This window comes from Caballeronia sp. SL1002, from assembly GCF_057814995.1.
In genome coordinates this window covers 2,231,977-2,251,625 of the sequence record NZ_JBYMUW010000002.1, presented here as the reverse complement: position 1 = coordinate 2,251,625, position 19,649 = coordinate 2,231,977, and the positions used below count along the sequence as shown (strand labels likewise).

Here is a 19,649-nt window from a genome sequence, read left to right as displayed (position 1 = left end):
GCGCCGTCAGGGCGAAAGTCTCGACGTGCGCCAGTTGCCGTCCGTGGTTTCACGTGTGTACACGAGACGGTCATGCAGCCGCGAAGGGCGGCCTTGCCAGAATTCGATGTGGTCGGGTACGAGCCGGTAGCCGCCCCAGTGCGGCGGGCGCGGCGGGTGATCGCCGTATTGCGCGATGATGTCGCGCTCGCGGGCTTCGAGCACCGCACGGCTTTCGATCACCTGACTCTGCTCCGACGCCCAGGCGCCGATGCGCGATCCGAGCGGGCGCGACGCGAAATAGGTGTCGCTTTCCTCGGCGCTCGTCCTGACGACAAACCCCTCGATCCGCACCTGGCGTTCGAGTTCGATCCAGTGAAACAGCAGGCTCGCGGCGCCGTTCGCGGCGAGTTCGCGGCCCTTGCGGCTTTCGTAATTCGTGAAAAACGTGAAGCCGCGCTCATCGACGCCCTTGATCAGGACGATGCGCGCCGACGGCCGGCCACGCTCGTCGACTGTCGCGAGCGTCATTGCATTCGGTTCGGGTAATTTGGCGTCGAGTGCTTGCGCGAACCACGTTTCGAATTGACGAATGGGATTCGTATCGACATCGGACGCGTCTAGCGATCCGATCGAATAGTTTTTGCGAAGGTCGGCAAGTGTGGTCATTTTTATGCAAACGCTACAATCGCGTCAGTATAGTCAAGGTCACGAATTCTTGCGTCGGAGTGCAACGAACGCAATGACCTGCATCACGGCTCTGCCCGTTGTTTTAAACCTTTCAACCTGATTCTGTGCGAAACGCGTGAAGCGTGCCCTTCACGTCGATTAAGGCAGAATACGCAATTCGGCGAAAGCTTGCTGATATCGTTGCTATCGGCGCGATTGAAAAAAACCAGCGCACTTTCGTGCTGGCCGCGCGCCCGTATTTCTCTGTCGGATCACATGAACGCTTCTACCGTTTCAAATTCTAGCGCCGGCCAGACCGGCGATGAAACCGCCGACCGCGCGCGGCGCTTCGGCGGCGTCTCGCGGCTGTACGGCCCGGCTGCGGCCGCCGCATTCGAGCGCGCGCACGTCGCGGTGATCGGCATTGGCGGCGTGGGGTCGTGGGTGGCGGAGGCGCTGGCGCGCAGCGCGATCGGCCGGCTCACGCTGATCGATCTCGACAACGTGGCCGAAAGCAATACGAACCGCCAGATCCACGCGCTCGACGGCAACTATGGCAAGGCCAAAGTAAGCGCGATGGCCGAGCGTATCCGGCTGATCGACCCGGCGTGCGACGTGCGCGAGATCGAGGACTTCGCGGAGCCGGACAATTTCGACACGATGCTGGGCGGCGGTTTCGACTATATCGTCGATGCGATCGACAGCGTGCGGACCAAGACCGCGCTGATCGCGTGGTGCGTCGAGCATCGCCAGCCGCTTATCACGGTGGGCGGCGCGGGTGGCCAGTTCGATCCGACGCGTATCCGTATCGACGATCTTGCGCTCACCATTCAGGACCCGCTGCTCTCCAAGGTACGCGGCCAGTTGCGCAAGCAGCACGGTTTTCCGCGCGGCCCGAAATCGAAATTCAAGGTGAGCGCGGTCTATTCCGACGAACCGCTGGTCTACCCGGACGCGCCAAGTTGCGATATCGGCGAGCCTGCGCCGGGTCCCGCCGGTCTGAATTGCGCCGGGTTCGGATCGAGCGTGTGCGTGACGGCGAGTTTCGGCTTCGCCGCCGCCGCGCACGTTCTGCGCGATCTGGCGTTGAAAGCGCGACGATAAAAGAAAATGGCCAGCTAATTAGCCGGCCATTTTCTTTTTAAAGCCTTTCAAAATTCGACGAATCAAATTATTGAAAGGTATTTCAAAGAATTCAAACCCACCGCGCGATTAATTCATCGCCGCGCTGAGTTTGCGCCGCCATCGCGAGACGATTTCCGGCTGATGCGCGGCGAGATCGAAAACCGATAGCATCGTCTTGCGGCCGACGTCGTCCATGAACGCGCGGTCGCGCACGACGATCGCCAGCAGATGTTCCAGCGCGCCGTTGTAGTCGCGGCCCGCGATCAGCCGGTTCGCCAGCGCGAAACGCGCTTCGAGGTCGTCGGGATTGGCGTTCACGGCGGCGATCAGCGCGTCGGCGGGTGGCAACTCGGCGGCGGCATCGGCGGCGTCCAGTTCCGTTTTCAGCGCGTTATAGCGCGCGTCGATCCCTTGCGTCGTCTTCGGCGAAAGCAGCGCGTCTTCCGCGCGCGCATCGTCGATCCGGTTCGCCGCGAGCAGCCACTCGATCAGGTCGAGCCGGGCGTCGTCGTAACCGGGGTCCATCGCGAGCGCGGCCTTGATGAGGTCGATTGCCTGCTCCATATCGCCCGCCGCGTAAGCCGCGTGCGCCGCCCGACGCTCGGCGTCCGCGCCGTCCGGCACGAGCTTGTCGAGGAACGCGCGCAACTGGCTTTCCGGCAGCACGCCGATGAACTGATCGACCGCGCGGCCATCCGCGAACGCGATCACGTGCGGAATGCTGCGCACCTGGAAGTGCTGCGCAAGTTCCTGATTCTCATCGACATTCACCTTCACGAGCTTCCATGCGCCCGCCGCCTCGGTTTCGAGCCGTTCGAGCATCGGCCCAAGCGTCTTGCATGGGCCGCACCACGGCGCCCAGAAATCGACCAGAACGGGCGTGAGTGTGGAAGCCGTAATCACATCGTTTTCGAACGTGGCGAGTGTTGTTTCCATGGTGTTCCTCCTGATTCAAAAGCGCGTGGGCATCACCGGACATTGGGGCGCGAGCCACGGAAATCAAGCCTGACGGGCGATTGCCGCCACGTCACGCGCCGTGCGTCACGCTTCGGGCGCATTGTTTTCGCGGCGTGGCGGCGGCAGCGGAATGAACTCGGTTTCGCCGGGCACGTGGCCCATGCGCTGCTCGCTCCACGCAATCTTCGCGGCCTCGATTTTTTCCCGCGCGCTCGACACGAAATTCCATTCGATCAAGCGCTTGCCATCGAGCGGCGCGCCGCCGAGCAACATCGCAATCGCGCCGCGCTCGCTCTTCAGCTGCGCGTTGCCGCCGGGCGCGAGCACCGCCATCTGACAAAGCGGCACCGCTTCGCCGTCGATACTCAGGTCGCCTTCGACCAGATACACGCCGCGCTCGGCGTGCTCGGCGTCGAGCGTGAGTTCGCTCCCCGCCGCGAATTGCGCGGCGACATAGAGCGTCGGCGAAAACGTGCGCGTGGGCGCGGTCGCGCCGAACGCGCTGCCCGCGATCACCCGCAGCGTTACGCCGTCGCGCTCGATCTGCGGTAGCGTCGCGGCGGGATGGTGTTCGAACGACGGCTCGACTTCTTCGTCGGCTGTGGGCAGGCCGACCCAGGTCTGGATGCCGTGCATCGTCTGGCCGGCGGCGCGTTCCTCGTCGGGCGTGCGCTCCGAATGGACGATGCCGCGGCCGGCTGTCATCCAGTTGACATCGCCGGGGACGATCTTCTGCACCGAGCCGACGCTGTCGCGATGCATGATCGCGCCTTCGAAGAGGTAAGTGACGGTGGCGAGGCCAATATGCGGATGCGGCCGCACGTCGAGTCCCGCGCCGGGCACGAGCGTTGCGGGTCCGATGTGGTCGAAAAAGATGAACGGACCGACTGTTCGCACGGCCAGCGCGGGCAGAACGCGCCGTACCGTGAGTCCGCCGACATCGTGCTGATGCGGCTTGAGAAGCGCTTCGATCGAAGAAGACATGGAATCCGCCGGAGTATGCGTTCGAGGTTCGGAATTTTGAGACGTGTACTGACCCGATTCTAACTGCCAGTTTCGACGAACGTCCTGGCTGCCACCAAGTTGACGCCTGGCTGCTGGATCCAGGCATGCATCACTATTTCACGCAACCTCAAAAAGGAGTTGAACATGACCAGGAATCGACTTTTGACCGCTTTGACCGCCGGCCTGATGGCGACGGCTATGTCTACGGCCGCTTTTGCGCAATCGGATGCAGCCTCCATGCCGATGCAGGATTCGACCGCCAACGGCGCGGCGTCGGGTACGACCACGCATCACAAGGCCAAGAAGCACCACCGCAACAATGGATCTTCGACGGGCGCTGCGGCTGCCAAGGAAAAGACGCCTGACGTGACGACCGGCGCGAGCGCGGCGGTGACGAACGGTCAGGGCAAGTAAGACGACCGATAGCATCCCGAGAGCGGCCTGAGAGAAAAGCCAGAGAGCGAAGCGCCCGCACCGGTCACGGTGCGGGCGCTTTTTTTCGTCTGCAGGAAACGCCGGTTTGTACAAGCGAGTTGCAAAATCGTCCGTTAAACTGCCCGACTCACTCAGATAACGTATTCGGAGACGGCGATGTCGCCCAAGGATCTCGCGCTTGCATCCGTGGTCATTCTGGCCTGGGGCGTCAATTTCGTCGTTATCAAGGTCGGCTTGCACGGTGTTCCGCCGATGCTGCTCGGCGCGCTGCGCTTCACGCTCGCCGCGTTCCCGGCCGTGTTCTTCGTGAAGCGTCCCGCGATTCCGCTCAAATGGCTGTTCGCCTACGGCCTCTCCATTTCGCTCGGCCAGTTCGCGCTGCTGTTCTACGGGATGTATGTCGGCATGCCGGCCGGTCTCGCGTCGCTCGTGTTGCAGGCACAGGCGTTTTTCACGCTCGGTTTCGCCGCGCTGTTTCTCGGCGAGCGTTTTCGCGCGGCGAATCTCGCGGGTTTGCTGATCGCGGCGTGCGGACTGCTGTTGATCGGCGTACACGGCGGCCAGGCGATGACCGTCGCGGGCTTTCTCTTCACGATCGCGGCATCCGCGATGTGGGCGCTCGGCAACGTCGTGACGAAACTGATGGGACCGGTCGATCTGCTTTCGCTCGTCGTTTGGGGCAGCCTGATTCCGCCGCTGCCGTTCCTCGCGTTGTCGCTGATTTTCGAAGGCCCGGCGCGCATCGAGACGAGTCTCGCGAACATTCCGCTGCAGTCGGTGCTGGCTATCGCGTATTTGTCGTTCGTGGCGACGCTGCTCGGCTACAGCCTGTGGGGCAAGCTGCTCACGCGTTATCCGGCGGGGCAGGTTGCGCCGTTTTCGCTGCTGGTGCCGATTATCGGGCTGGCGTCGGCGGCGCTTCTGCTCGGCGAAAGCTTAAGCGCAATGGAAATCGCGGGCGCGGCGCTGGTGATGGCGGGACTCGCGGTGAACGTGTTCGGCGGGCGGCTCTTCGCGCGCTTTAGCAGCGCGTCACGATAAAGCCGCCCTTCATTACGTCATGCGGTTTTTCGCGAGCGGCGGATTGGCCGCGAAATAGCGCTTGATGCCTTTCATGATCGCGTTCGCCATCTTGTCGCGATAGGCGTCGTCGTTCAGGCGCGCCTCTTCGTCCGGGTTGCTGATGAACGCGGTTTCCACGAGGATCGACGGAATGTCCGGCGCCTTCAGCACGGCGAAACCGGCCTGTTCCACCGATCCCTTGTGCAGCTTGTTGATATCGCCGATCTCGTTCAGCACGAAGTTGCCGTAGCGCATCGAATCGCGGATCTGCGCGGTCGTCGACATATCGAAAAGCGCGCGGTTCACGCTCGCGTCCTGCGTCTTCACGTTGATCCCGCCGATCGAATCCGACGCGTTCTCCTTGTTCGCCATCCAGCGCGCCGCCGCGCTCGTCGCGCCGTGATCGGACAGCGCGAATACCGACGACCCGCGCGCCGACGGCGTCGTGAACGCGTCCGCGTGGATCGAGACGAACAGGTCCGCACCGACGCGCCGCGCCTTTTGCACGCGCACGTTGAGCGGCACGAAGAAGTCGGCGTCGCGGGTCATCATGGCGCGCATGTTCGGTTGCGCGTCGATTTTCGAGCGCAGCTTCTTGCCGATATCGAGCGCGATATGCTTTTCGTAAGTCCCGTTCCCGCCAATCGCGCCAGGGTCTTCGCCGCCGTGTCCCGGGTCGATGGCGACCGTCAACAGGCGCGTCGTGCCGGACTTTTTCGGTGTGGAGAAACCGTAGTTGTCGTCGTCCGCGTCGGTTGAATCGTCTTGCTTGGCGATGGCCACGGGCGGCGGCTTGATCGCGGGCTTCGGTCTTGCGAGCGGCGGCAACGGCGCGGGCGCCTCGTTGCCTTGCGCGTACTTCTGGAAAAATTCGTCGGTGTTGTCGGGCAGATTCGGCTTCGCCGGCGTGGCCGGACCCGCGAGGGTGGAAGGCGGCGGATTCGGATTCGCGTCGTTGAGCGTCTGCTGCTTTTTCTCGGACTGCGCGAGCAGTTCCATCAGCGGATCGGGCGCGACGGCGGGGTACAGGTCGAACACGAGCCGGTACTTGTAGCTACCGATGGGCGTCAGCGTGAACACCTGCGGCTTCACCGATCCTTTCAGATCGAACACCATCCGCACGACATGCGGCTGATACTGACCGATCCGCACCGACTGAATCTGCGGATCGTTCGGCGTGATTTTCGACACCAGATCCTTCAGTTCCTGATCGAGATCGAGGCCGCTCAGATCCACGACAAGCCGGTCCGGACCTTGCAACAACTGTTGTGTGTTCTGCAGCGGCTGATCGCTTTCGATCGTCACGCGCGTGTAGTCGCGCGCGGGCCAGACGCGCACGCCGAGCACGGAACTCGCGTGTGCGAGGCGCGGGCCGAGCAGCGCGAGCGCGATGGTCGACGCACTCGCGCGCAGCACCTGGCGGCGACGCCAGTTATGCGCGGCGCTCGCCGTCGATTCGATCGAATGGAACGGCTTGATCAACATCTTTCGAGACATGTCTTTCCTGTTTCGCTATACGCCCGCGCGACCAGCACGCGGCCTTCGCCTTCGATTTCCAGCGCGAACTCCAGATCCGGCACGCCGAGCAGCCCGCCCGCCTGCTGCGGCCATTCGACGAGACACAGCGCGCCCGCATCGAAATATTCGCGAAAGCCCGCGTCGGCCCATTCCGCGGGATCGGCGAAACGGTAGAGATCGAAGTGATACACGTCGAGCGCGCCCGCCGCCGTTTCGAGCGAATACGGCTCGACCAGCGTGTAAGTCGGGCTGCGCACGCGCCCCGCGTGACCGAGCGCGCGCAAGGTCGCGCGCACGAGCGTGGTCTTGCCCGCGCCGAGGTCTCCGATCAACTGGACCTGCAAGCCGGCAAATCGTTCGTTTTGCGGTTCGTTCTGCGGTTCGATGCTGGGCGCGCGAACGGCGTCGATGGCGGAGGCGAAGCGCTCGCCGAACGCGAGCGTCGCGGCTTCGTCGGGAAATTCGAAGCGGCGTTCGAGACGGCATTCGACACGCGCGCGGTGCGCGGTGCCGGGTGCTTCATTTGATGGGTCGGAGCTTTCGGGCATGCGTAAAATGTCGTGATGAACCGATTGCCGGAACACTCCGCAGCAACCACGGCGGCGTCCGATGAGACCGCCGGGGACGCGCACAGCCTCGATATCCACGACGAAGCCGCGTTGGCGGCGCTCGCGGTGCGCATCAAGGCGTGGGGGCGCGAGCTGGGGTTCGGTGCAGTCGGCATCAGCGATACCGACCTGACGGATGCCGAGGCGGGACTCGCGTCCTGGCTTGAAGCGGGCTGCCACGGCGAGATGGATTATATGGCGAAACATGGGATGAAACGCGCGCGCCCGGCCGAGCTTGTGGCCGGTACGCGACGTGTCATCACCGCGCGGATCGCCTATTTGCCGGCATCGACGCTCGGTACGGACGCGGAAAATCAACACGGCGAACGGCGCGACTGGCGCGCGGTGGAATGGTCGCGTCTCGCCGATCCCGCTGCGGGCGTCGTGTCGATTTACGCGCGCGGCCGCGATTATCACAAGGTCATGCGCCAGCGCCTGCAGCATCTCGCCGAGCGTATCGAAGCCGAGATCGGGCGCTTCGGCTATCGCGCGTTCACCGATTCCGCGCCCGTGCTCGAAGTCGCGCTCGCGCAAAAGGCAGGCGTCGGCTGGCGCGGCAAGCATACGTTGCTGCTGCAACGCGACGCGGGGTCGCTGTTCTTTCTCGGCGAAATCTACGTGGACATTCCGCTGCCGCCCGACGCGCTCACCGATCCCGCGCGCGCGCCCGAGCACGAAGGCGCGCACTGCGGCCAATGCACGCGCTGCATCGCCGCGTGTCCGACCGGCGCGATCGTCGCGCCGTATCGCGTGGATGCGCGGCGCTGCATCTCGTATCTGACGATCGAACTGAAAGGCAGCATCCCGGCCGAACTGCGTCCGTTGATCGGCAACCGTGTGTACGGTTGCGACGATTGCCAACTTGTCTGTCCGTGGAACAAGTTCGCGCAGGCCGCGCCGGTCGCGGATTTCGATGTGCGTCATGGGCTCGACCGCGCGTCGCTCGTCGAACTGTTTGCGTGGAGCGCGGACGATTTCGACGCGCGTCTGCAAGGCAGCGCGATTCGCCGGATCGGCCATGAGCGGTGGCTGCGCAATATCGCGGTCGCGATGGGCAACGCGCTGCGTTCGCCATTGACGGGCGACGCGCGATCCGCTGTAGTCGATGCATTGCGCGCACGGGCCGACGATCCGTCGGAACTTGTGCGCGAGCATGTGCAATGGGCGCTGGAGGCCGCATGACGAACCGCGAAACCACTCAATTCGACGCCGTGATCGACGCGCCTTTCGGCCGCGTCGGCATTCGCACGACGCCGCAGGCGGTGCGCGAGATCGTGTATTTGCCGGATAGCGTCGAAACCGTCGAGCCGCGCACGCCGCTCGCGGCCGAAGCGGCGGCGCAGATTCGCCGCTATTTCGATCACCCCGCGATGCACTTCGATTTGCCGCTCGCCGCTGCGGGAACTGCGTTCCAGCAGCGCGTTTGGAACGGCATCTGCGCGATCCCGCCGGGCGAAACGTGGACCTACGGGCAACTCGCCGCGCAAATCGGCAGCGTGCCGCGCGCGGTCGGGCAGGCGTGCGGCTCGAACCCGCTGCCGATCGTCGTGCCGTGTCATCGCGTGGTCGGCGCGGCGGATATCGGCGGATTCGCGCATCATTCGGGCGATGGTTTTTTCAGAGACGTAAAACGCTGGCTGCTGGCACATGAACGCGTAAAAGAGACCATGAAAGAAACCCATGAGCACTGAACTCGCCGAACCCGTTAGGTTGCCCGGACTGAGCGCGAGCGCGGCCTCGATCGACCAGTTTTGCGACGCCCTCTGGCTCGAACACGGACTGGCGAAGAACTCGCTCGATGCGTATCGCCGCGATCTGCGCCTCTTCGCCGAATGGCTTTCGAAAGCGCGCGGCGCGTCGATCGACGCCGCCCGCGAAGCGGACGTGAACGCGTACATGGCGGCGCGTCGCGGCGACAAGGCCACGTCCGCGAACCGCCGTCTCTCCGTGTTCCGGCGTTATTACGCGTGGTGCCTGCGCGAACACATCGCAACCGACGACCCCACGCTCAAGCTGCGTTCGGCCCGCCAAGCGCCGCGTTTTCCGAAGACGCTCAACGAGGCGCAGGTCGAAGCGCTGCTCAACGCGCCCGACGTCGAGACGCCGCTCGGTCTGCGCGACCGCACGATGCTCGAACTGATGTACGCGAGCGGTTTGCGCGTCACCGAACTCGTGACGCTGAAAACCGTGGAAGTGGGACTGAACGAGGCGGTCGTGCGCGTGATGGGCAAGGGTTCGAAAGAGCGCCTGATACCGTTCGGGCAAGTCGCGCACGACTGGATCGAACGGTATTTGCGCGAGTCGCGGCCCGCGCTGCTTGGCGCGCGCGCCGCCGACGCGCTGTTCGTCACCGCGCGCGGCGAGGGCATGACGCGCCAGCAGTTCTGGAACATCATCAAGCGCCAGGCGCTGGTTGGCGGCGTGAACGCGCCGCTCTCGCCGCACACGCTGCGTCACGCTTTCGCCACCCACTTGCTCAATCACGGCGCGGACTTGCGCGTCGTGCAAATGCTGCTCGGCCACTCCGACATCTCGACCACGCAAATCTATACGCACGTCGCCCGCGAACGTTTGAAGATCCTGCATCGAGAGCATCATCCGCGCGGATAGTTTTACTGCCGGATCAAAGCCCCTCGCGCAGCTTGTGCTTGAGAATCTTCCCCGTCGATGCCGCCGGCAACGCGGCCAGCACGCGGATTTCTGCCGGGCGCTTGTAGGGCGCGAGCCGCGCGGCGCACCAGTCGGTCAGATCGGCGGGCAGCATGTGTACCGACGGCACGAGTTCCACGAACGCCACCACTTCCTCGTTGCCTTCGACCGCGCGGCCGACCACCGCCGATTGCACCACGTCGGGATGCGCGTTCAGCACGTTCTCGACCTCCGCCGGATACACGTTAAAGCCCGAGCGGATGATCAGCTCCTTGCTGCGTCCGACGACATGCAGCGCGCCGTCCGCGTCCTGCCGCGCGAGATCGCCGGTTTTCAGCCAGCCATCGGCGGTCACGGTCGCGTGCGTTTGCGCTTCGTTGCGGTAGTAGCCGAGCATCACGTTCGGTCCGCGCACCCACAATTCACCGACTTCGCCCGCCGCCACGTCCGCGCCGTCCAGTCCGACGAACCGCAACTCGACGCCCGGAATCGGATGACCGGCGGATAGATCGGCGCGCGGCGCATCGAGCCGGGTCTGCGCGACGGTCGGACTGCTTTCGGTCATGCCGTAGCCGTTGTGCAATGTCATGCCAAACACCGATTCGACCCGCGCTTTCAACGCGGCATCGAGCGGCGATCCGCCCGAATACGCAAAGCGCAGCGCGGGCGCCCGCCACTTCTCGCCGTGCGTGTGCAAGTGTTCGAGCAGCTTCGCGTGCATCGCGGGGACGCCCTGGAAGATCGACACGTTCTCTTGCGCGAGCGCTTGCCGCACGGCGTCCGGCGCAAAACGCGGCGCGAGCCTGAGCGCCGCGCCCGCGAACAGGCTGCCGAGACAGACCGACGCCAGCCCGTACACATGCGAAATGGGCAGCACGGCGTAGACCACATCGCCCGGCGCCACGCGACGCAGCGCGCTCGACACCGCCGCGATGTACAGCAAATTGCGATGCGACAGCATCACGCCTTTCGGCGCACCGGTCGTGCCCGTGGTGTAGATCAGCGCCGCGCACTGGCTGGCGGAATCGGCTTCGACCGGCTCGGCCTCGGCGGTCGTATCCAGCGTGTATTGCCACGCGCCGAAGCTCGAACTTGCCTCGACGGCTTGCAGACGCGCGGCGTGCGCGGCGGCATCCGTCGACGATTCCACGGCAAACGCCGTGACACGCGGCCGGGCGTGCTGGCGGATCGTATCGAGTTCGCCAGCCGACAAACGCGCGTTCGCGACCAGCGCCCACGCGTCGAGCCGTGCCGCCGCGAACATCAGCACGATCTGCGCGATGCTGTTCTCCGCGACGATCATCACGCGGTCGCCGCCGCGCACGCCGAGTTTGTCGAGGGCATCGGCGGTCGTGTCGACGGCGGCGAGGAGCGCGGCGGCGTCGAGCGAGCGCGTGTCTTCGATCAACACGCGATGCGCCGGATCGCGGCGGGCGAGCAGCGCGGGAATGTCGGAAATACGATGGGGCAGGCGGGCGAGGTCGAATTCTTCTGTCATCTCAGATCTCCGCGCCGCGCGTGAGACCGCGCGCGATAATCACCTGCTGGATTTGCGACGTGCCTTCGTAAAGCCGGAACAGGCGCACGTCGCGATAGAAGCGCTCGACGCCGTATTCCGCGATATAGCCCGCGCCGCCGTGAATCTGCACCGCGCGATCCGCGACGCGCCCGCACATTTCGGTAGCGAAATACTTGGCGCACGACGCCTCGATCGACCCATTGCGGCCTTCGTCGCGACGCCGCGCGGCATCGAGAATCATGCATTCGGCCGCGTAGATGTCGGTTTTGCTGTCGGCGAGCATGCCTTGAATCAGCTGAAACTCGACGATCGGCTGGCCGAACTGACGCCGTTCAGTGGCGTAGGCAAGCGCGTCGCGCAGCATGCGTTTGGCCGCGCCGGTCGCGATCGCCGCGATGTGGATGCGGCCCTTGTCGAGCACTTTCATCGCCGTCTTGAAACCGACGCCTTCCACGCCGCCAATCAGTTGCGCTGCCGGAACGCGGCAATCCTCGAAGATCACGTCGCTCGTATGTGCGCCGCGCTGACCCATTTTCCGGTCGGGCTTGCCGACGGAAAGCCCCGGCGTCTCGCGCTCGACGATAAACGCCGAGATGCCGCTCGCGCCTTTTGCGTCGCTCGTGCGCGCCATCACCGTGTAGATGCCCGCTTCCGGCGCATTCGTGATGTAGCGCTTGGTGCCGTTGAGCACGTATTCGTCACCGTCGCGGCGGGCCGTTGTCTTGAGCGACGCCGCGTCCGAGCCTGAATCCGGCTCGGTCAGGCAAAACGAGCCGATCAGGTCGCCCGCCGCAAGCCTTGGCAGATAGCGCGCCTTCTGTTGCTCGCTGCCGTCGAGCAAAATCCCGATCGACCCGATGCCGTTATTCGTGCCGATCACCGAGCGAAACGCGGGCGAAGTCTGGCCGAGTTCGAACGCGATCCGCACTTCCTCCTCCATCGTCAGACCGAGGCCGCCGAATTCCTCGGGAATCGTCAGCCCGAAAAGGCCGATCTCGCGCATCGCGGCGAGGACGTCGGCGGGAATCTGGTCGGTTTCGTCCACTTCGGCCTCGCGCGGCACGAGCGCCTCACGCACGAAGCGTCGAATCGTGTCTTCCAGCAAAGTCTGCGTTTCGAGATCCCGAATCATGTGTGTCTCCTGATTTTGTTGCGGCCGCTGCGTATCGTCAAAGCGCTGCGAAGATCATTTTCGAACGATCGTGCCACACGAAGTTCCCCCGCACAATTGGCCGTTCGGCCGAATGGTGGACGCGCCGCGCCGCCGTTACAATGCGCGCATGTCGAAAACAAAACACGTCTCCGAGACGCCCGCTACGCAGTTTTTGCGCCGCAACAAAATCGCGTTCGGCGAGCATCCTTACGATTACGTCGAGCACGGTGGCACGGCGGAATCCGCGCGCCAACTGGGTGTGGATGAGCATTGCGTCGTGAAAACGCTGGTGATGGAGGACGAGCACGCGAAACCGCTCATCGTGTTGATGCACGGCGACCGCACCGTTTCCACCAAGAATCTCGCGCGGCAGACCGGCGCGAAACGTATCGAACCGTGCAAACCGGAGGTCGCGAACCGGCACTCGGGCTATCTCGTCGGCGGCACGTCGCCGTTCGGCACGAAAAAAGCGATGCCGGTTTTTGTCGAATCGAGCATTCTCGATCTCGACACGATCTATCTGAACGGCGGCCGGCGCGGCTATCTGCTGAGCATCGCGCCGTCCGTGCTGACCGGCGTGCTCGGCGCGAAACCCGTGCAGTGCGCGAGCGTCGATTAAAATGCGCGCCATCCCCGATACGTTGAAAGAGTTGAATCCATGAACAATCTGATCGTCGCGATCGCGGCCTACCTGATCGGCTCGATTTCGTTTGCCGTCGTGGTGAGCGCGGCCATGGGCCTCGACGACCCGCGCTCCTACGGCTCCGGCAACCCGGGCGCGACCAACGTGCTGCGCACTGGCAACAAACTCGCCGCCGTGCTCACGCTGCTCGGCGACGCGTTCAAGGGCTGGCTCGCCGTCTGGCTCGTCGTACATTTCGGCGCGCGCTTCGGTCTCGACTCGACGGCCATCGCGCTCGCCGCGATCGCCGTGTTCCTCGGCCATCTCTATCCGATATTCTTCCGCTTTCAGGGCGGCAAGGGCGTCGCGACGGCGGCGGGCGTGCTGCTCGCGATCCATCCGGCGCTCGGTCTCGCGACGCTGCTGACGTGGCTCATCATCGCGTTCTTCTTCCGGTATTCGTCGCTCGCGGCGCTCGTGGCGGCAGTTTTTGCGCCGTTCTTCCAGGTCTTTCTGTTCGGGCCGAGCCGCATCTCGATCGCCGTCGCCGCGATGAGCGCGCTGCTCATCTGGCGTCATCGGGGTAATATTTCGAAGCTGCTGAACGGGCAGGAGAGCCGGATCGGGCAGAAGAAAAAGACTGCGTAAAAGTGCGTCGTTTCAAACGAAAAAGCCGCCCGAGGGCGGCTTTTCGCGTATTCCGGCGGATCAGTCGCGGAAGTTGTTGAAGTCGAGCGGCGTGTCGGTCACGTCCTTCTTCAGCATCGCGATGGCGCTCTGCAGGTCGTCGCGCTTCGTGCCGGACACGCGCACCGCGTCGCCCTGAATGCTCGCCTGCACCTTGATCTTGCTGTCCTTGACCAGCTTGACGATCTTCTTCGCCAGGTCGCCCGAGACGCCTTTCTTGATCTCGACGATCTGCTTCAGCTTGTCGCCACCGATCTTCTCGATCTTCTTGTAATCGAGGAAACGCACGTCCACGCCGCGTTTCGCGAGTTTCGAGAGCAGCACGTCCTTCACCTGGCCGAGTTTGAAGTCGTCGTCTGCAAAGAGCGTCAGTTCGCGCTCTTTCTGCTCGACGCGCGCATCCGAACCCTTGAAGTCGAAGCGCGTGGAAATTTCCTTGTTCGACTGCTCGATCGAGTTTTTCACTTCGATCATGTTTGCTTCGCTGACGACGTCAAACGATGGCATCTCTATTCCCCTTCGTTGAGGCAAGCGCGCGGCGTAACGCACGCGCGCACTCGCTATAATCACGGACCGAACGTCATTCTACCGACGCCGTCCTGTTTTGCCCAAGCGCGCCGCTTGTTGCTCCTTGCCTGGTTTTGCCGTTTCCATGTCCGAACTCCCGCTGATTCCCGACTTTTCCCTGCACGCCCACAACACGTTCGGCTTCGACGTTCGCGCGCGTCTCGGCGGCACGCTGGAAAGCGAGCAGCAGGTCGCCGCGCTCACGAACGATCAGCGCCTGCGCGATTCTGCGCGGCTCGTGCTCGGCGGCGGCAGCAACGTCGTGCTGACGCGCAATTTCGACGGCGTCGCGTTGCTGGTCCGGATCGCGGGGAAGCGCGTGGTGGACGAGAGCGCCGACGCGTATTTCGTCGAAGCCGGCGCGGGCGAAAACTGGCACGATTTCGTCGCCTGGACGCTGGCGCAAGGCATGCCCGGACTGGAGAATCTCGCGCTGATTCCCGGCACGGTCGGCGCCGCGCCGATCCAGAATATCGGCGCTTACGGGCTCGAAATGGGCGAGCGCTTCGAGCGCTTGCGGGCGGTGGATATCGCGAGCGGTGAAACGGTGGAAATGGATCGCGATACCTGCGCGTTCGGCTACCGCGATAGTTTCTTCAAGCGGGCGGGGCGTGGGCGCTTCGTCATTACGTCGGTGGTGTTTCGTCTACCGAAAGCGTGGACGCCGCGCGCGGATTACGCCGATATCGCCCGCGCGCTGGGCGAGTCGCAAAGCGAGGGACCGAAAGCCATTTTCGACGCCGTGGTCGCCGTGCGCCGCGCGAAGTTGCCGGACTGGACGGTGCTCGGCAACGCGGGCAGTTTCTTCAAGAATCCGGTGGTGAGCGCGTCCGCCTTCGAGATGTTGAGCGCGCGCGAGCCGGAGATCGTGTCGTATCGCCAGCCGGATGGGCAGGTAAAGCTCGCGGCGGGCTGGCTGATCGACCGATGCGGCTGGAAAGGGCGCGCGATCGGCGCGGCGGCGGTCCACGACCGGCAAGCGCTCGTGCTCGTGAACCGCGGCGGCGCGACGGGCGCGCAAGTGCTCGAACTCGCCGAAGCCATCAAACGCGACGTACTCGCGCGCTTCGAAGTGGAGTTAGAGGCCGAACCTGTATGTTTGTAGGGTTGGCTTAGCGCGTAAAAAAACCCGCCATCGGCGGGTTTTCTCTGACGCGAAGAAAAATCAATCGCCGCGCTGACGGCGCGCGTTTTCCGCGATCCGCATCCGCAACGCGTTCAGCTTGATGAAGCCGCCGGCGTCGGCCTGGTTATACGCGCCGCCGTCGTCGTCGAAGGTCGCGATGTTCTTGTCGAACAGCGTGTTCTTCGAATCGCGCGCCACTACCGACACGCTGCCCTTATACAGCTTCACGCGCGTCCAGCCGTTCACCTTGGCCTGCGTATGGTCGATCAGCACCTGCAGCGCCGCGCGCTCCGGGCTCCACCAGTAGCCGTTGTAAATCAGCGAGGCGTAACGCGGCATCAGGTCGTCCTTCAGATGCGCGACTTCGCGGTCGAGCGTGATCGACTCGATACCACGGTGCGCCTTCAGCATGATCGTGCCGCCCGGCGTTTCATAGCAGCCGCGCGACTTCATGCCGACATAGCGATTTTCGACCAGATCCAGACGTCCGATGCCGTGCTTGCCGCCCAGACGGTTCAGTTCGGTGAGCATGTCGGCGGGCGACAGGCGCTTGCCGTTGAGTGCGACCGGGTCGCCGTGCTCGAATTCGATATCGAGATATTCCGGCTGATCCGGCGCATCTTCCGGCGCGACGGTCCAGCGCCACATATCGGCTTCCGCTTCCGCCTTCGGGTCTTCCAGATGGCGGCCTTCGAACGAAATGTGCAGCAGGTTCGCGTCCATCGAGTACGGCGCGCCGCCCTGCTTATGCTTCATTTCGATCGGAATGCCCGCTTTTTCCGCGTAAGCCAGCAGCTTTTCGCGCGACAGCAGATCCCACTCGCGCCACGGCGCGATCACTTTGATACCCGGCTCCAGACCGTAATAGCCGAGCTCGAAACGGACCTGATCGTTACCCTTGCCGGTCGCGCCGTGCGACACGGCTTGCGCGCCAGAAGCACGCGCGATCTCGATCTGACGCTTCGCAATCAACGGACGCGCGATCGACGTGCCCAGCAGATATTCGCCCTCGTACACGGTATTCGCGCGGAACATCGGGAACACGTAGTCGCGCACGAACTCTTCGCGCAGATCTTCGATGAAGATGTTTTCCTGCTTGATGCCCAGTTGCAGCGCCTTCTTGCGCGCCGGTTCGAGTTCTTCGCCCTGGCCGATGTCGGCCGTGAACGTGACGACTTCGGCGTCGTAGTTGTCCTGCAACCATTTCAGGATGACGGAGGTGTCGAGGCCGCCCGAATAGGCGAGCACGACTTTCTTGATATCGCTCATGGTGAACTCGTGTGGCTCGTGACAATGCGCGCCGCAATGTGCATCTGGACGCGGGGAAAACGCTATTTTGACATTAAATCGCCGCGTTTCCGCAATTTCGGCCGCAATTTCGGGATAGTGCGGCGCTTAAATCGTGTGCTGCCACAAGCGCTGTGGCCTAGTGGTTGAGCTTGCCGAGCAGCAGATATTCCATCAGCGCTTTCTGAACGTGCAGCCGGTTTTCGGCCTCGTCCCAAACGACGCTCTGCGGCCCGTCGATCACTTCCGCGCTCACTTCCTCGCCGCGATGCGCGGGCAGGCAGTGCATGAAAAGCGCGTCCGGATTGGCGCGCGCCATCATTTCCGCGTCGACGCAATACTCGGCGAACGCCTTCTTGCGCGCCTCGTTCTCCGCCTCGAAACCCATGCTGGTCCACACATCCGTGGTGACGAGATCGGCGCCCGCGCACGCTTCGTTCGGGTCGTCGAATTCCTCGTAGAACGGCGCGCTGTCCTCCGACACCAGCGCGCGGTCGAGCTTGTAGCCCGCGGGCGTCGAGAGCCGCAACTTGAAGCCGAGAATCTGCGCCGCCTCGATCCACGTGTAGAGCATGTTGTTCGCGTCGCCGACCCACGCGACGGTCTTGCCCGCGATCGGCCCGCGCAGTTCGTAGAACGTGAAGATATCGGCCAGAACCTGACACGGATGGTATTCGTTCGTCAGGCCGTTGATGACCGGCACGCGCGAGTTATCCGCGAAACGCTGGATGATTTCCTGGCCAAACGTGCGGATCATGATGATATCGACCATGCGCGAGACCACCTGCGCCGCGTCTTCGATGGGTTCGCCGCGGCCGAGCTGCGTGTCCCGCGTGGAAAGGAACACCGCGTGACCGCCGAGCTGGAAAATGCCAGCTTCGAACGAGAGACGCGTGCGCGTCGAGTTCTTCTCGAAGATCATCGCAAGCGTGCGGTCGTGCAGCGGATGATACGTCTCGTAGCTCTTGAACTTGCGCTTCAGGATGCGCGCGCGTTCGAGTACGTATTCGTAATCGTCGAGCGAGAAATCCTTGAACTGAAGGTAGTGGCGAATTTTTTTGGCGGTCATGAAACGCAGACGGCGGCTCGGGCCCGGTGGGAATTTAGCCGGACTTCGCCGCCGAAAAGGGTGGTATCACAAACGAGCATAAAGGAATTTCCCGCGTTTGACGAGTCGGCCAAAAGGCATAGGCGCGATTGCAGGGGCGCGCCGCGAAGGCCGGTCGCAAGGCGTTTGCAGGCTTGTGTGCAGTGCGGAAAAAGGGCTGCTGCTGTATAATCGTTGAGGTTTCAGCGCGGCTTCAAACCAGCGAATTCAGTGAGTTAGAACGGTTTGAAAAGCGTGGTGACGAGCGTGGTGAGTGGCGGATTTGACCGGCAGCGCGGCTTGCCGGAGGGACGCCAGGCAGGCTTGCAAACCCCGCGCCGTTCCGTCTCCGTTGCCTGAAACCAAATCCGATGCCGATCGCTGCATCGTCGTGGTTGCGGTGGTCGCCCGTCTAAAGTTCCGTGCTCGGCGCCCACGCGTTGCCGCTCATGCATGCGCGTTCGCCGGCCTTCTGCGCCGGCCGTCAAATAGGTATTCCTACATGGCCGAAACAACCCCGACCGAGTTCTTCATTCAAGGCGTTACAAAAAGCGGCAAGACGTTTCGGCCGAGCGACTGGTCCGAGCGACTTTGCGGTGTGATGTCCGCGTATGGCCCGGCGCGACGGGGACCCAACGCCCGGCTGCAATATTCGGTCTACGTCCGGCCGACCATGTTGGGCAACGTGAAAACAGTCATTCTCGACTCGCGGTTGCGCGACATCGAACCCATGGCTTTCGACTTCGTGATGAACTTCGCGAAGGACAACGATCTGCTCGTTACCGAGGCGTGTGAACTTCCGCCGCATCACGGCACGCAGCAGCGTTAAACCAGAAATTGGTGTCTGGCAGACAGCAGGCCAGACAACAAAAAAGCCCGCGAAAGCGGGCTTTTTTGTTGCTGAAGCAGCTGAAACAGGGCAGCTCAACAGGAGGCGGCGGCCGGAGTGGGAGCCATCGCGCCGAACTGATATCGAGTTATTCGACTCGGTCGGACACAGACTCCAACGTTTCCGGCGGCGAGCCGGAATTACTGTGCTGCTGCCGGAGCTTGCAGACCCTTGATGGCTGCAGCCAGGCGGCTCTTATGGCGAGCGGCCTTGTTCTTGTGAACGATGCGCTTGTCGGCGATGATGTCGATCGTCTTGACCGAGTTCTGGAAAATTTCAGCAGCCTTGGCCTTGTCGCCGGCGTCGATCGCCTTGCGGACAGCCTTGATGGCGGTGCGGAACTTCGAGCGCAGTGCCGAGTTGTGCGAGTTTGCTTTTGCGGCTTGACGGGCGCGCTTGCGTGCTTGTGCGGTGTTTGCCATGACGGTTCCTTATCCTGTTCCAGCTATATGTTTCAGCGCTTCCCTCATCGCTTCCGGCAATAGGCCGCACAAGAGAAATCGTATGCGCTGCTTTGATCTAAACCCTTGGGAACGATTGCCCGAGAGCGCAAAAAACGTCGAAAAAAGACGCGAAGGCACCGTATAGACACCTTTACGGAGCTTCGAAACCGGAGATTATAGCAACGAAATACGAGATGTGACAAGCCTGACCTGCGTGGCCGACGCCCGGCGGCTAGCCGAAAGAGCTAAAAAGGGAACCACA

Annotated in this window: 21 protein-coding genes; 10 read left to right on the top strand and 11 right to left on the bottom strand. The window is 63.2% G+C overall.

The genetic code is table 11. The features are described 5' to 3' along the window. Positions 1 to 6 precede the first annotated feature (6 nt). Complete coding sequence (gene pdxH / locus AC3D25_RS12840) at positions 7 to 648, bottom strand: pyridoxamine 5'-phosphate oxidase (protein ID WP_488888754.1); 642 nt, start codon at positions 646 to 648, stop codon at positions 7 to 9. Positions 649 to 924: 276 nt separating this feature from the next. On the opposite strand from pdxH, the gene tcdA reads away from it, so the two are divergent. After that, positions 925 to 1,752: a tRNA cyclic N6-threonylcarbamoyladenosine(37) synthase TcdA gene (tcdA, locus tag AC3D25_RS12835; RefSeq protein ID WP_488888753.1), complete on the top strand. Its 828-nt coding sequence runs from the start codon at positions 925 to 927 to the stop codon at positions 1,750 to 1,752. A 108-nt stretch (positions 1,753 to 1,860) separates the two neighbouring features. Here tcdA and trxA read toward each other — a convergent pair whose 3' ends face one another. Further along, positions 1,861 to 2,709: a thioredoxin gene (gene trxA / locus AC3D25_RS12830; protein ID WP_488888752.1), complete on the bottom strand. Its 849-nt coding sequence runs from the start codon at positions 2,707 to 2,709 to the stop codon at positions 1,861 to 1,863. Between the two features lie 105 nt (positions 2,710 to 2,814). Beyond that, positions 2,815 to 3,714, bottom strand: coding sequence for a pirin family protein (locus AC3D25_RS12825; protein ID WP_488888751.1), 900 nt, complete (start codon positions 3,712 to 3,714; stop codon positions 2,815 to 2,817). A gap of 165 nt (positions 3,715 to 3,879) precedes the next feature. On the opposite strand from AC3D25_RS12825, the gene AC3D25_RS12820 reads away from it, so the two are divergent. Beyond that, the gene (locus AC3D25_RS12820) at positions 3,880 to 4,149 is read left to right on the top strand and encodes a hypothetical protein (RefSeq protein ID WP_488888750.1); all 270 of its coding nucleotides are present in this window, start codon (positions 3,880 to 3,882) and stop codon (positions 4,147 to 4,149) included. A gap of 177 nt (positions 4,150 to 4,326) precedes the next feature. Further along, positions 4,327 to 5,211 carry an EamA family transporter gene (locus AC3D25_RS12815; protein ID WP_488888749.1) on the top strand — a complete coding sequence of 295 codons (885 nt, stop codon included), beginning with the start codon at positions 4,327 to 4,329 and terminating at the stop codon, positions 5,209 to 5,211. Between the two features lie 12 nt (positions 5,212 to 5,223). Here the strand turns inward: AC3D25_RS12815 and AC3D25_RS12810 are convergent, their stop codons facing one another. Both AC3D25_RS12810 and tsaE read right to left on the bottom strand, forming a co-directional pair. Further along, positions 5,224 to 6,729 carry an N-acetylmuramoyl-L-alanine amidase gene (locus AC3D25_RS12810; RefSeq protein WP_488888748.1) on the bottom strand — a complete coding sequence of 502 codons (1,506 nt, stop codon included), beginning with the start codon at positions 6,727 to 6,729 and terminating at the stop codon, positions 5,224 to 5,226. Beyond that, on the bottom strand, positions 6,711 to 7,298 hold the full coding sequence (gene tsaE / locus AC3D25_RS12805; RefSeq protein WP_488888747.1) for a tRNA (adenosine(37)-N6)-threonylcarbamoyltransferase complex ATPase subunit type 1 TsaE: 588 nt from the start codon (positions 7,296 to 7,298) through the stop codon (positions 6,711 to 6,713). Before tsaE ends, AC3D25_RS12810 begins: the two co-directional genes overlap by 19 nt. A 15-nt stretch (positions 7,299 to 7,313) precedes the next feature. On the opposite strand from tsaE, the gene queG reads away from it, so the two are divergent. Genes queG through xerD form a run of 3 tightly spaced genes read left to right on the top strand, consistent with a single transcriptional unit; the run spans position 7,314 to position 9,968 of the window. After that, positions 7,314 to 8,540 (top strand): tRNA epoxyqueuosine(34) reductase QueG, encoded by a 1,227-nt coding sequence (gene queG, locus AC3D25_RS12800; protein WP_488888746.1) that lies wholly within the window; start codon positions 7,314 to 7,316, stop codon positions 8,538 to 8,540. Next, complete coding sequence (locus tag AC3D25_RS12795; RefSeq protein ID WP_488888745.1) at positions 8,537 to 9,049, top strand: methylated-DNA--[protein]-cysteine S-methyltransferase; 513 nt, start codon at positions 8,537 to 8,539, stop codon at positions 9,047 to 9,049. Before queG ends, AC3D25_RS12795 begins: the two co-directional genes overlap by 4 nt. Beyond that, a complete protein-coding gene (gene xerD / locus AC3D25_RS12790) occupies positions 9,039 to 9,968 on the top strand; it encodes a site-specific tyrosine recombinase XerD (RefSeq protein ID WP_488888744.1) in 930 nt (309 codons plus the stop codon). Before AC3D25_RS12795 ends, xerD begins: the two co-directional genes overlap by 11 nt. Before the next feature lie 13 nt (positions 9,969 to 9,981). Here xerD and AC3D25_RS12785 read toward each other — a convergent pair whose 3' ends face one another. Together AC3D25_RS12785 and AC3D25_RS12780 are read right to left on the bottom strand one after the other, a co-directional pair. After that, entirely contained in the window at positions 9,982 to 11,505 is a 1,524-nt protein-coding gene (locus AC3D25_RS12785; protein ID WP_488888743.1) for a class I adenylate-forming enzyme family protein, read from the bottom strand. A 1-nt stretch (position 11,506) separates the two neighbouring features. Next, the gene (locus AC3D25_RS12780; RefSeq protein ID WP_488888742.1) at positions 11,507 to 12,658 is read right to left on the bottom strand and encodes an acyl-CoA dehydrogenase family protein; all 1,152 of its coding nucleotides are present in this window, start codon (positions 12,656 to 12,658) and stop codon (positions 11,507 to 11,509) included. Between the two features lie 148 nt (positions 12,659 to 12,806). Here AC3D25_RS12780 and ybaK point away from each other — a divergent pair, with 148 nt between their 5' ends. Continuing rightward, the gene (ybaK, locus tag AC3D25_RS12775; RefSeq protein ID WP_488888741.1) at positions 12,807 to 13,298 is read left to right on the top strand and encodes a Cys-tRNA(Pro) deacylase; all 492 of its coding nucleotides are present in this window, start codon (positions 12,807 to 12,809) and stop codon (positions 13,296 to 13,298) included. A 39-nt stretch (positions 13,299 to 13,337) separates the two neighbouring features. Then, positions 13,338 to 13,949 carry a glycerol-3-phosphate 1-O-acyltransferase PlsY gene (plsY, locus tag AC3D25_RS12770; protein ID WP_488888740.1) on the top strand — a complete coding sequence of 204 codons (612 nt, stop codon included), beginning with the start codon at positions 13,338 to 13,340 and terminating at the stop codon, positions 13,947 to 13,949. Positions 13,950 to 14,009: 60 nt separating this feature from the next. On the opposite strand, the gene AC3D25_RS12765 is transcribed toward plsY, so the two are convergent. After that, entirely contained in the window at positions 14,010 to 14,495 is a 486-nt protein-coding gene (locus AC3D25_RS12765) for a YajQ family cyclic di-GMP-binding protein (protein ID WP_488888739.1), read from the bottom strand. Between the two features lie 145 nt (positions 14,496 to 14,640). Between AC3D25_RS12765 and murB the strand changes: the two genes are divergently transcribed. Continuing rightward, entirely contained in the window at positions 14,641 to 15,660 is a 1,020-nt protein-coding gene (gene murB / locus AC3D25_RS12760) for a UDP-N-acetylmuramate dehydrogenase (protein ID WP_488888738.1), read from the top strand. A gap of 60 nt (positions 15,661 to 15,720) precedes the next feature. Here the strand turns inward: murB and AC3D25_RS12755 are convergent, their stop codons facing one another. Then, positions 15,721 to 16,950 (bottom strand): argininosuccinate synthase, encoded by a 1,230-nt coding sequence (locus tag AC3D25_RS12755; protein ID WP_488888737.1) that lies wholly within the window; start codon positions 16,948 to 16,950, stop codon positions 15,721 to 15,723. 157 nt (positions 16,951 to 17,107) lie between these two features. Beyond that, a complete protein-coding gene (argF, locus tag AC3D25_RS12750; RefSeq protein WP_488888736.1) occupies positions 17,108 to 18,037 on the bottom strand; it encodes an ornithine carbamoyltransferase in 930 nt (309 codons plus the stop codon). 520 nt (positions 18,038 to 18,557) lie between these two features. On the opposite strand from argF, the gene AC3D25_RS12745 reads away from it, so the two are divergent. Then, a complete protein-coding gene (locus AC3D25_RS12745) occupies positions 18,558 to 18,884 on the top strand; it encodes a DUF3579 domain-containing protein (RefSeq protein WP_488889687.1) in 327 nt (108 codons plus the stop codon). Positions 18,885 to 19,084: 200 nt separating this feature from the next. On the opposite strand, the gene rpsT is transcribed toward AC3D25_RS12745, so the two are convergent. Further along, positions 19,085 to 19,366 (bottom strand): 30S ribosomal protein S20, encoded by a 282-nt coding sequence (gene rpsT / locus AC3D25_RS12740; protein WP_488888735.1) that lies wholly within the window; start codon positions 19,364 to 19,366, stop codon positions 19,085 to 19,087. Between the last annotated feature and the right edge of the window lie 283 nt (positions 19,367 to 19,649).